Source organism: Aeromicrobium marinum DSM 15272, from assembly GCF_000160775.2.
GTDB classification, from domain to species: Bacteria; Actinomycetota; Actinomycetes; order Propionibacteriales; family Nocardioidaceae; genus Aeromicrobium; species Aeromicrobium marinum.
Genome location: NZ_CM001024.1, coordinates 599,769 through 611,107 on the forward strand (window position 1 = coordinate 599,769; position 11,339 = coordinate 611,107).

Below are 11,339 nucleotides of genomic sequence, written 5' to 3' on the forward strand. Positions count from 1 at the left end.
AAGAATCTGCCATGTGGTCATCCGTCGCCCTGATCGCCCTCGTCCTCGCCGTCCTCGTCGCCCTCGGGCGCCTCTCACGCGGGGCGCACGAGCCGGGGGCCGGTCGAGACGGGGCCGTTCGCGCGCTGGCGCGCGACGCCCGCCTCGGCCTCATCGAGCTGAACCGGTTGCACGAGGCGGGGCGGATGCCCCGCTGAGGGTCAGGACCGGGCGGCCCCGACCACCTCGACCATCACGGCGCAGAAGGCGTCCAGGTCGTCGGGCGAGCGGCTCGTGACGAGGTTGCCGTCCCGTGCGACCTCCTCGTCGACGACGGTCGCGCCCGCGTTGCGCAGGTCCGTACGGATGCTCGGGAACGACGTCAACGTCCGCCCCTGCACGACCCCTGCCTCGACGAGGGTCCACGGGCCGTGACAGATCGACGCGACGGGCTTGCCGCTGTGGACGAAGTCCCGCACGAATGCGACGGCCTGCTCGTCGAGTCGCAGCTTGTCGGGGTTGACCGTGCCGCCGGGCAGCACCAGGGCGTCGTAGTCGTCGACGGAGACGTCGGCCACCACGCGGTCGACCTCGATCTCCCCGGCGTCCTCGAGGTCACCGTTCTTCGCCGCGATCCGCCCCGGTTCGAGCGACACCACCTCGACGGTGGCTCCCTCCTCCCGGGCGGCCTCCGCGGGTCGGTCGAGCTCGACCCTCTCGACGCCGTCGGCGGCGAGGATGGCGATGTGGCGCCCTGTGAGTCGGTCGGTCATGTCGTCTCCTTCCCGCCGTGCGGTCGGCGGTCGTGGTCAGGTCCCCTCCTCGTACCCAGGGTCTGTCCGGCGACTCGCCTGACATGATGGCCGTCACACCGATCACCGGAGGAACCATGAGCATCGACGTCGTCGCCGTCATCACCGCCAAGCCCGGGTCCGAGGACGCCGTGCGTGAGGCGCTCCGGGGTCTGGTCGCCCCGACCCGCGAGGAGGCCGGCTGCCTGGGCTACGACCTGTCGGAGTCGGCCGCCGCGCCCGGCACGTTCGTCACGGTCGAGAAGTGGAACGACCCGTCCGACCTCGACCTGCACATGCAGACCCCGCACATCCAGTCCGCCCTGGCCGTGCTGGGATCGGAGCTCGCCGCCGCGCCGGCCATCCACCCCCTGAAGCCGCTCGTCGTCGGCTGACTCCTGCGAAACCCCACATGTAGGGGTTACATCGGTGTCATTCACCAGATAGTGTGGTCGACGCAGCTGGTTCGCCTCCTCATCCAGGGGAGTCGTGGCAACAGGGAATCCGGTGCAAGACCGGAACTGCCCCGCAGCGGTGAACGGGAACGACCGGTGTCACACGCACTGAGCCCTCTGCCTCGCACGAGGTACGGCTTGGGAAGCGACACCCAGTAGGCGGCGGCGCGCGAGCGCCACCTGGCCCGTGAGTCCGAAGACCTGCCAGTGCCACCCCGTCCCGACGACGGAGTGGGTCCGCGACCTCGTGGGAAGGTCAGGGGATCAGGTCGCCCGTCGACCCCTTCTCCCGTTCACCCCCGTCACTCACGGACTGCGTCTCACGCACCAGTTCACGAGGGGTGAACCGCATGACCATCACTGTCATCAAGCGCGACGGAACGCGCGCACCGTACGACGGCTACGAGATCGCCCGGTCGATCGAGGAGGCCGCCACCGGTCTGCCCGACCAGGTCGCCCGCGTCACGCAGCTGCAGTCCGAGCTGGAGATCACGCTCTTCGACGGCATCACCAGCGAACAGCTCGACGAGGCCGTCGTCGGCGTCGCCCTGCAGAACGTCAAGGACGACCCCGCCTTCGACACGATCGCGTCGCGCCTGCTGGTCAAGACGCTCTACAAGAAGGTCTTCGGCGAGGGTGTCACCCGCGACGAGGTCGACGCCTTCCATGGACCGGCGTTCGTCGCCTCGGTCGTGCGCGGGGTCGAGCTCGGCCTGCTCGACCACCGGCTGGCCGAGCGCTACGACCTGGAGGTCCTCGGTGCCGCGCTCGATCCCGCCCGCGACGACCTGCTGCGCTACATCGGCGTGCAGACGATGCGCACCCGGTACATGCTCGTCGAACCCGACGGCACACCGCTGGAGGTGCCGCAGTTCTTCTGGATGCGGGTCAGCATGGGGCTGGCCCTGGACGAGGCCGATCCCACCGCCGCCGCCCTCGCCTTCTACGACAAGATGTCGCGGCTGGAGTACCTGGCCGCCGGGTCGACGCTGGTGAACGCCGGCACCGGCTACGCCCAGCTCTCCAACTGCTTCGTGATGCAGATGGAGGACGACATCGAACACATCGCCAAGAGCGTGCGGGACGTGATGTGGCTGACGAAGGGCACCGGAGGCATCGGTCTGTCGGTCAGCAAGCTGCGGTCCGAGGGCTCGCCCATCCGCTCCAACCACACCACCTCGACCGGGCCGATCCCGTTCATGCACACCATCGACTCGACCCTGCGGGCGATCAGCCGGGGCGGCAAGAAGTTCGGGGCGTTGTGCTTCTACATGGAGAACTGGCACCTCGACTTCGCCCAGTTCCTCGACCTGCGCGCCAACTCCGGCGACCCGTACCGGCGCACCCGCACCGCGAACACCGCGGTGTGGATCAGCGACGAGTTCATGAAGCGGGTCGCGGACGACCTCGACTGGTACCTGTTCGACCCGCTCGACGTGCCCGACCTGACCGAGCTGTTCGGTGCGGCGTTCTCGGCCCGGTACGCCGAGTACGTGGCCGAGGCCGACGCCGGCCGGCTGCGGCACAAGAAGCTGCGAGCCCGCGAACAGTTCCGCGCGATCCTGGTGAGCCTGCAGGCCAGCTCCCACCCGTGGCTGACGTGGAAGGACACGATCAACACCCGGGCGCTCAACCACAACACCGGCACGATCCACCTGTCGAACCTGTGCACCGAGATCACCCTGCCGCAGGACCGTGACAACGTCGCGGTCTGCAACCTGGCGTCGATCAACCTCTCGCGGCACCTCGTCGGCCGCCGGTCGGACGCGCACATCGACTGGGACCGGCTGGCCGGGTCGACCCGGCTGGCGGTCCGCCAGCTCGACAACCTGATCGACATCACCATCAGCTCGGTGCCGGAGTCCGAACGGTCCAACGAGCAGAACCGCGCCCTGGGACTCGGGGTCATGGGCTTCACCGACGTCGTGGAGCGGTTCGGGTGGTCGTACGAGTCCGAGCAGGCGTACGACCTGATCGACGAGGTGATGGAGTTCGTCAGCTGGCACGCGATCGACGCCTCGGCCGACCTGGCCCGCGAGCGGGGCGCCTACCCGAACTTCGAGGGATCGCGGTGGAGCCAGGGGCTCGTGCCGATCGACTCGCTCGACCTGCTCGCCGCCGACCGCGGCGTGCCGGTCGAGGTCGACCGCACCACCCGGCTGGACTGGGACGCCCTGCGGGCCAAGGTCGCCGGGGGTGTCCGCAACTCCACGCTGATGGCGGTCGCGCCCACGGCGTCGATCGGCCTGGTGGCGGGCACGACGCCGGGCCTCGACCCGCAGTTCAGCCAGATCTTCAGCCGCGCGACGAGCTCGGGCAAGTTCCTGGAGGTCAACCGCAACCTGGTGGAGGACCTGCAGGCGCTCGGCCTGTGGGAGACGGTCCGCGAGGACCTGCTGCGCCACCAGGGCGACCTGTCCAAGGTGGACGGGGTGCCCGCCGAGCTGCAGGAGATCTACCGCACCAGCTTCCAGCTGTCGCCGTACGCCTTCCTGCACGTGGCCGCGCGGGCCCAGAAGTGGATCGACCAGGCGATCAGCCGCAACATCTACCTGCAGAGCCGGGACGTCGGGGAGATGGCCGAGCTGTACGCGGCGGCCTGGCGCATGGGCGTCAAGACGACCTACTACCTGCACATGATGCCTCGGCACACCGCCGAGCAGAGCACCGTCAAGGTCAACAAGGCCGCGTCCAGCACCCCGGCCGGGGGAGCGGCCCGACGAGGGTTCGGTGCCGTCGCGACGGCACCGGTCGAGGTCCAGGAGCTCGAGGTGGTCGACGGAGCAGCCTGCCCGGTCGACCCGGCCGAGCGACTCCAGTGCGACTCGTGCCAGTGACCCGCCCCCGCCGCGCCATCCACGCCAGCCTGCTGACCCCCCGAACCGGAACGGACACCACCATGACCACTGCACCCACCACCACCCGCCGGGGCATCCTCGGCACCGGCATCGACGAAGGACTCCTGCTCAAGCCCGTCACCTACCCGTGGGCGATGGAGCTGTACGACCAGGCCGTCGCCAACACCTGGTTCCCGAACGAGATCCAGCTGGGCGAGGACCTGGCCGACTTCGAGCGCATGAGCGACGAGGAGCGGCACGCCCTCACCTTCCTCATGAGCTACTTCAACCCCAACGAGCTGCTGGTCAACAAGGCGCTGGCGTTCGGTGTCTACCCGTACGTCAACGCCGCCGAGTGCCACCTGTACCTCGCCAAGCAGATGTGGGAGGAGGCCAACCACTGCATGAGCTTCGAGTACGTGCTCGAGACGTTCCCGATCGACCGCGAGGCCGCGTACGGGTCGCACGTGACGGTGCCGTCGATGGCCGCCAAGGAGGAGTTCGAGATCCGCTTCATCCGGCGGATGACCGAGCAGACGCTCGACATCACCACCACGGAGGGCAAGCAGGACTTCGTGCGCAACCTGGTGGCCTACAACGTCATCCTCGAGGGCATCTGGTTCTACTCCGGGTTCATGGTGGCGTTGAGCTTCCGGCAGCGGAACCTGTTGCGCAACTTCGGTTCGCTGATCGACTGGATCGTGCGCGACGAGAGTCTGCACCTGAAGTTCGGGATCAACCTCATCCTCACCGTGCTGGAGGAGAACCCCGAGGTCGCCACCGCGGAGTTCGCCGCCGAGATCCAGCAGATGGTGCTCGATGCCGTCGAGATGGAGGAGGCCTACAACCGCGACCTGCTGCCCGGCGGGATCCTGGGACTCAACGCGGACTACATCAACCAGTACGTGCGCTACCTGGCCGACCGGCGGCTCGAGGAGCTCGGCTTCGGGCCCCACTATGGCGCGACGAACCCCGCCAAGTGGATGGCGACCGCCAACGACACCCTGCAGCTGGTCAACTTCTTCGAGGCGACCAACACGTCCTACGAGGTGAACGCGAAGCTGACCTGAGCCGGATCATTCGGCGTCGAAGGTCCGTCGCACGTGCGTCACGATCTCGGTGCGTCCTGTGCGTCCCTCCGGCACGGGGAGCAGCGGGTAGACGTGAGGAGCCCCGTCGGCCACGGTCAGGGACACCCGGCCGGCCGGCGTGGCTCGGTCACGCAGCAGCAGGGCGTCGGGCAGGCACACGTCGCGCGAGCCCACCATCACCAGGGTCGGCGGCAGGTCGGAGAGGTCACCGAACAACGGGCTGACCCGGGCCGAGTCCCGGGCGTGGGGTCCGGCCCACCGCTCGGCGATGGGGTGCATGCCCGCGCGGCTCAGCCACGGGTCGGTCGGTTCGACGGCATCGACCTCGGGATTGGCGAGCGACACGTCCAGCCAGGGTGCCAGGAGGGTCATGCCGGCGATCGTGAGGTGCTCGCCGTGGAACTGGGCGAGCAGCAGGGCCAGGTTGCCGCCGGCGGAGTCGCCGAGGACGTGGAGTCGCCGGTCCCGCAGGGTCGTGGCCAGCTCCGCGAGCAGGGTGTGGGCGTCATCGATCCCGTGGGTCGGTGCGAGCCCGTACCGCACGACGTGGACGTCGAGCCCGGTGTGCTCGGCCAGGTGGGCGACCAGCATCCAGTGCTGCGGGGCCATGCCGTGCACGAACGCTCCGCCGTGCAGGTACACCAGGGCGTCGCCGGTGTCCTGACCGTCGACGCGGGAGGCGCCGGCCACGGTCAGCAGCTCACCGGTGGCCAGCGGACGGCCGGTGATACGACCCGCCAGGCCGCGAGGCGGGTCCGCGTGGTCCCTGCCGTGGTGCAGGGCATGGACGCCCCGAGCGGCGGTCGCGTACCGACGCTTCTTCGTGAGGCGGAGGAACACGTTCACGGCCTGCAGCTGCCAGCTGGTCATGCCGGGGTCTGCTCGAACCGGTAGTCGTCGAGGTCGAAGTGGGCGCTGCGCCACGCGACCTCGAGCGTGGAGGACGGGCGCAGCGGAACGTCGCCGTGGGCGTCGAAGTAGTAGCTGTTGGAGCCGCCGCACGTGCCCTGGAAGAAGATCTGCCGGGGCCGGCGGGCCAGCATCTTCGTGAAGTACCGGTCGTGGGCGGCCGCCGAGATCTCGACGGCGGTCGCCTGCTCGGCGCGCGCCCGTACCAGGCACCGGACGATGTGTCGGGCCTGGTTCTCGATGAGCGTGAAGTACGACGACCCGTTGTACCCGTAGGGGCCGAGCACGGTGAAGAAGTTCGGGAAGCCGGGCACCGTGGCGCCCTCGTAGGCCTGGTACCGGTTCTGCTCCCACCACTGCCCGAGGTTCACCCCTCCGCGACCGCGCACGGGGAACGGCGGCATGTTGCCGACCTCGAACACCTGGAACCCGGTGGCCAGCACCAGCACGTCGACGGGGTGCTCGACGCCGTCGGTGGTGGTGACGCCGGTCGCGGTGATCTCGGCGATGGGCGTGGTCTCCAGGGCCACGTCGGGCCGGTTGAACGTCGCCAGGTACTCGTTGGAGAAGCTCGGACGCTTGCACCCCAGGCCGTACTGCGGGGTGAGCTTCTCGCGCACCACCGGGTCGTGGACCTGCTGGGCCAGGAACGCGCGGCCGCCGCGGGCGCCGATCTTCGCCACGGGCAGGATCGTCGAGAAGTGGGCCGCCAGGGGGAAGGTCGCCTCCACGTAGGACTGGCTGAGCAGGCGGGCCACCGCCTTCGCGCCCGGGACGCGGCGCAGGGCCGTCCGCGCCGCGGCCGGCAGCGGGGCGTCGAACTTCGGCAGGCACCAGATGGGGGTGCGCTGGAAGACGGTCAGGTGCTCGACCTGCTCGGCGATCGACGGGATCAGCTGCACCGCCGAGGCGCCGGTGCCGATGACGGCGACGCGCTGGCCGGTCAGGTCGAGGTCGTGGTCCCACCGTGCGGTGTGCACCGCGGTGCCGGCGAAGTCGTCCACGCCGGGGATCGCCGGGGGCTTGGGCTGGGTCAGCACGCCGGTGGCTCCCACCAGGTGGCGCACGGTCAGGGTGTCGCCGCCGCGCAGCGTGAGGCGCCAGACGTGGAGGTCCTCGTCGAACTCCGCGTCGGTGACCCGGGAGTCGAAGCGGATCTTCGGCCGCAGCCCGTAGGTGTCGACGCAGTCCTCGGCGTAACCCTTCAGCTCGGCGCCGGGGGCGTACACCCGCGACCAGTCCGACCGCTGGGCGAACGAGAACTGGTAGCTGAACGAGGGGATGTCCACGGCCACGCCGGGATAGGTGTTCCAGTGCCAGGCGCCGCCCACGCCGTCACCGTCCTCGAGGATGACGAAGATGCCGGCGCGGCCGAGGGCGATCGCGACGCCGATGCCGGAGAAGCCGGCGCCGACGACGGCGACCTCGTGGTCCAGGGTGGGGGTGGTCACAGGGTCAGGCTCCCAGAGAGGTGAACCTGTCCAGCAGACCGACCCCCCGGGTGTAGGTGCGCGGAGTGTGGCGCTTGGCGGCCCAGACGGCCTTGGCGTCGAGCTGGGGCATGACGTAGAGGCCGCCGCGGTCGTGGGTGTTCAGCGTGGTGCGGGCGACGCGCTCGGGTGACATGCCGAACGCCATCAGCTTCGCGGCCAGCTCGGTCGAGGCCGAGGTGATGCGACCGCCGGTGAGGATGTTGGTCTTCACGAACGTGGGGCACAGCACCGTGACGCCCACGCCGCTGCCGGCCAGCTCGGCCGACAGCGTCTCCGACAGGGCCATCACCCCGGCCTTGCTGACGTTGTACTGCGCCATGCGCGGGGCGGCGCTGAAGGCCGCCGCGGACGCGACGTTGATGACGCCGCCCTGCCCGGCCTCACGCATCATCGGGACGAAGGTGTGGCAGCCGTGGATGACGCCGTAGAGGTTGATGCCCAGCGTCCACTCCCAGTCGGCCCAGGGCGTCTCGCCCACCAGCTGACCGCCGGCACCGACGCCCGCGTTGTTGACCACGAGGGTCGGCACCCCGCCGAACCACTCCTGGGCGTCCTGGGCCAGCGCGGTGACCTGCTCCAGGGAGGAGACGTCGCACGCCAGGGCGACGGCCTTGCCGCCCGCCTCGGTGATGCGGTCGGCGGTGGCCTGGGCCGTCCGGACGTCGATGTCGCTGCAGACGACGCTGCCGCCGCGCTTCGCGAGTTCGAGCGCGAACGCCTCGCCGATGCCGCTGCCGGCGCCGGTGACGACGGCTCGTGAGTCGTGCGTGCGCTTGGATCCGAAACCGATCATGGGGAGCTCCTGGGAGGCGGGGACGCGCGGACGCACGCACTCATGCATCTCATCATGCTATGCACCATTGGTCAATGGTGGATAGCCTCAGCCGGGGTAGCCCTCGCGGTAGCTGGGGTAGCGGGGCGTCCAGCCGCTCGCGCGCAGGCGTGCGTTCGACAGCCGCTTGCCGTGACCGCTGGCCGGGTCCGCCGCCGGGGGAGTCGGCGCGCCGCTCAGCGCGGCCAGGTGGGCGGCGACGTCGCCGAGCTGGGTGGGTTCGTCGTCGGTGCCCACGTAGAGCCGGTCGGGGTCGGCGTCGCGGGTGAGCAGGTGCACGACCGCCGCTGCCGCGTCCTCGCGGTGGATCCGGTTGGTCCAGCGGTGAGGATCGGTCACCCGGCCCTCGCGGACCTGGTCGAGCAGGAAGGTGCTGTCGCCGCCGTAGAGTCCCGACAGGCGAAGCACCGTGCCTCCCGGCAACCGCTCGGCGAACAGCTCCTCGGCGGCCAGCAGCACGCGGCCGGGACCGTCGGCCGGCACGGCGGGGGAGCGCTCGTCGAGCACAGGCTCGGGACCGGCGTCGCCGAACACACCGGACGACGAGACCAGCACGGCTCGACGCGGCGCAGCACCGCCGGCCTCCACCGCGTCGAGCGCGCGTCGCATGCCGTCGACATAGGTGGCCCGGTACGCGTCCTCGGTCCGGGGGCGGGCGGCCAGCGCCACCACCAGATGGGCCAGGTCGAGCGGCGGCAGCCGCGGAGCCTCGCGCGTCAGGTCGGCCGACACCCCGACGAGCGGGGGCGGCACCAGGTCGGCCCGGCGGCGGATGGCCGCGACACGGTGTCCGCGGACGGCCAGCCGCCGGCCGATCTCGGCCCCCAGCTCGCCGCAGCCGACCAGCAGGACGTCGGGAGGTGGCTGCGTCATCGGGTCCTCATCAGAAGGGGGGCCACGGGACGGCGGGCATGCGACCGCGAGGGGCCGGGAACCGGCCGGTGCGCAGCAGCCGGTCGCAGCGACGGTCCAGGGCCTCGATCTCCTCGTCGGTGATCAGGTCGACCAGCCGGTCGCCGAGCTCACCCGCGAGGGCGTCGCGCACCTGCTGGACGCCCGCGCACTCCTGCTCGGTGAGCTGCTGGCCGAGCCAGCCCCACAGCACGGTGCGCAGCTTGTGCTCGGCGTGGAACGTCAGGCCGTGGTCGATGCCGTGACGGTGCCCGTCGGCCATCTCGAGCACGTGGCCGCCCTTGCGGTCGGCGTTGTTGGTGACGACGTCGAAGACCGCCATGCGACGCAGCGCCGACGAGTCCTCGTGGATCAACGACACGGCGCGGTCGCGGGCGTCGATGCCGTCGAGCACGTGGCACCAGCCCTGCTCAGGCATGTCGCCGGCGGCCACCAGGCTGACCGCCTCCTGCTCGGGATCGGTGTCCTGCCACTGCTGCACCATCCCGGGTCCCATCGGCCCGTCCTGCAGCCAGGTGCGGGGCACCACGTCCCACCCCGTGGCCTCCGAGACCAGGTAGGCGGCGACCTCGCGGTGGGCCAGGCACCCGTCGGGGAAGTCCCACAGCGGCTGCTCGCCGGCGACCGGCTTGTAGACCACCTCGACGTCGGCGATGTGACCGGCGAAGGTGGCGTTGGAGGCCGGCATGATCCGGCCCGAGACGACCAGCTCCGCAGGTCCGGCCTCGGTCACCGGAACCCGTCGGGCAGCTCGCACACGTGGTCGGGGCCGTCCATCGGCATCCTGCACAGCGAGCACAGCGGCCGCCCCGCGCCCACGACCTCGCGGGTGCGCTGGGTGAAGGCGCGGGCGCTGCCCACCGGGATCCGCACCTGCAGCACCTCGGCCGGTTCGATCTCGACCGGGTCGAGCTCCTCCAGGTCGGTCTCGAGCAGCGGGAACGCCTCGATGACCACCTGGCCGGTCGACGGGTCCCAGCCCAGGCTCATGGCGCCGGCGCGGAACTGCTCGGCGACCGGCTCCTCCAACGGGTCGTTGTCGACCAGGCCCTCGGGTGTGAGCGCAGGGATGCTGAACGGGTTGCCGTCCTGGGCCATCAGCTCGTCGAGGACCTCGTCGATCTTGTCGGCCAGGGCGGCGGTCTGCTCCTTCTCGACGACCACGCTCACCAGATCGCTGCCGCTGCGCGCCTGCAGGAAGAAGGTGCGGGCGCCAGGCCGGCCCACCGTGCCGGTGACGAACCGGTCCGGCCAGTCGAAGTGGTGGACGATGGGGGCCATGTCCCCATGTTAGGAGGGAGGCTGCGCTGCCGCCTCCGGGCCCGCGCCTCCGCCCACCGCAGCGTCCTCGGCGGGCGGCGCTGCGCGCAGCCAGGACAGGTCACCGGCGTCGGTGTTGGTCGCCACGACGTCGGGACGCGCGGCCCCGTACCGCACGATCGAGACCGATGCCGGGTTGACGCTGATCCGCTGGAACAGGTCCAGGTGCATGCCCAGAGCGTCCGCCAGGACCGACTTGATGATGTCGCCGTGGCTCACCGCGACCCAGACGGCGCCCGGACCGTGCTCCGCCTCGACCGCGGCATCGTGTCGTCGTACCGCCTCGACCGCCCGTGCCTGCATGGTCGGCAGCGACTCGCCGCCCGGGAACACCGCGGCTGAGGGATGGTTCTGGACCACCTTCCACAGCGGCTCCTTCGCCAGGTCCGCCAGCGAGCGACCCTGCCAGTCGCCGTAGTCGCACTCCACGATCCCGCGCTCGACGGCCAGGGGGACGTCATCGGTCTGCCGCGCCAGGATGGCCCGCGCGGTCTGTCGGCACCGTTCCAACGGGCTGGTGACCACACCGACCAGGGGGACGTCGCCGAGCCGGGTCGCGGTCCGGTCGGCCTGGTCCCGTCCGGTGGCGTCCAGGCGCACACCGGCGGTCCGGCCCGCGAGCAGCCCGGAGGCGTTCGCGGTCGTGCGTCCGTGACGGACCAGGATCAGGGTGGCCATGGGCGTGAGCCTAGACAGTCGGGAGCGTCGTGGCGCGGCGAC

At 70.7% G+C, this 11,339-nt stretch carries 12 protein-coding genes and 1 riboswitch; of the genes, 4 read left to right on the forward strand and 8 right to left on the reverse strand.

Going from position 1 to position 11,339, the window contains the following annotated elements:
• Positions 1 to 11 precede the first annotated feature (11 nt).
• Positions 12 to 197 (forward strand): hypothetical protein, encoded by a 186-nt coding sequence (locus tag HMPREF0063_RS03230; protein ID WP_007077223.1) that lies wholly within the window; start codon positions 12 to 14, stop codon positions 195 to 197.
• 3 nt (positions 198 to 200) lie between these two features.
• Here HMPREF0063_RS03230 and HMPREF0063_RS03235 read toward each other — a convergent pair whose 3' ends face one another.
• Complete coding sequence (locus HMPREF0063_RS03235; RefSeq protein ID WP_007077224.1) at positions 201 to 752, reverse strand: type 1 glutamine amidotransferase domain-containing protein; 552 nt, start codon at positions 750 to 752, stop codon at positions 201 to 203.
• Between the two features lie 116 nt (positions 753 to 868).
• Between HMPREF0063_RS03235 and HMPREF0063_RS03240 the strand changes: the two genes are divergently transcribed.
• The 3 genes from HMPREF0063_RS03240 (at position 869) to HMPREF0063_RS03250 (ending at position 5,132) form a co-directional block, all read left to right on the forward strand.
• Positions 869 to 1,165, forward strand: a complete 297-nt coding sequence (locus HMPREF0063_RS03240) for a putative quinol monooxygenase (protein ID WP_040320479.1) — start codon at positions 869 to 871, stop codon at positions 1,163 to 1,165.
• Positions 1,166 to 1,214: 49 nt separating this feature from the next.
• Positions 1,215 to 1,448, forward strand: a riboswitch (cobalamin riboswitch).
• A 127-nt stretch (positions 1,449 to 1,575) separates the two neighbouring features.
• Positions 1,576 to 4,062 carry a ribonucleoside-diphosphate reductase subunit alpha gene (locus tag HMPREF0063_RS03245; RefSeq protein WP_007077226.1) on the forward strand — a complete coding sequence of 829 codons (2,487 nt, stop codon included), beginning with the start codon at positions 1,576 to 1,578 and terminating at the stop codon, positions 4,060 to 4,062.
• A 62-nt stretch (positions 4,063 to 4,124) separates the two neighbouring features.
• On the forward strand, positions 4,125 to 5,132 hold the full coding sequence (locus tag HMPREF0063_RS03250) for a ribonucleotide-diphosphate reductase subunit beta (RefSeq protein WP_040320480.1): 1,008 nt from the start codon (positions 4,125 to 4,127) through the stop codon (positions 5,130 to 5,132).
• Between the two features lie 6 nt (positions 5,133 to 5,138).
• Here HMPREF0063_RS03250 and HMPREF0063_RS03255 read toward each other — a convergent pair whose 3' ends face one another.
• From HMPREF0063_RS03255 to HMPREF0063_RS03285, 7 genes are all read right to left on the reverse strand, one after another.
• On the reverse strand, positions 5,139 to 6,023 hold the full coding sequence (locus HMPREF0063_RS03255; RefSeq protein ID WP_007077228.1) for an alpha/beta hydrolase fold domain-containing protein: 885 nt from the start codon (positions 6,021 to 6,023) through the stop codon (positions 5,139 to 5,141).
• Positions 6,020 to 7,513, reverse strand: coding sequence for a flavin-containing monooxygenase (locus HMPREF0063_RS03260; protein ID WP_007077229.1), 1,494 nt, complete (start codon positions 7,511 to 7,513; stop codon positions 6,020 to 6,022). Before HMPREF0063_RS03260 ends, HMPREF0063_RS03255 begins: the two co-directional genes overlap by 4 nt.
• Before the next feature lie 4 nt (positions 7,514 to 7,517).
• Complete coding sequence (locus tag HMPREF0063_RS03265) at positions 7,518 to 8,348, reverse strand: SDR family NAD(P)-dependent oxidoreductase (RefSeq protein ID WP_040320064.1); 831 nt, start codon at positions 8,346 to 8,348, stop codon at positions 7,518 to 7,520.
• A gap of 87 nt (positions 8,349 to 8,435) precedes the next feature.
• Complete coding sequence (locus tag HMPREF0063_RS03270; RefSeq protein ID WP_007077231.1) at positions 8,436 to 9,260, reverse strand: NAD-dependent epimerase/dehydratase family protein; 825 nt, start codon at positions 9,258 to 9,260, stop codon at positions 8,436 to 8,438.
• A 10-nt stretch (positions 9,261 to 9,270) separates the two neighbouring features.
• Positions 9,271 to 10,032 carry an SCO1664 family protein gene (locus tag HMPREF0063_RS03275; protein WP_007077232.1) on the reverse strand — a complete coding sequence of 254 codons (762 nt, stop codon included), beginning with the start codon at positions 10,030 to 10,032 and terminating at the stop codon, positions 9,271 to 9,273.
• A complete protein-coding gene (locus HMPREF0063_RS03280) occupies positions 10,029 to 10,580 on the reverse strand; it encodes a DUF3090 domain-containing protein (RefSeq protein WP_007077233.1) in 552 nt (183 codons plus the stop codon). The genes HMPREF0063_RS03275 and HMPREF0063_RS03280 overlap by 4 nt, the downstream gene beginning before the upstream one ends.
• A gap of 9 nt (positions 10,581 to 10,589) precedes the next feature.
• Entirely contained in the window at positions 10,590 to 11,297 is a 708-nt protein-coding gene (locus HMPREF0063_RS03285) for a histidine phosphatase family protein (RefSeq protein ID WP_007077234.1), read from the reverse strand.
• Positions 11,298 to 11,339: the final 42 nt, after the last annotated feature.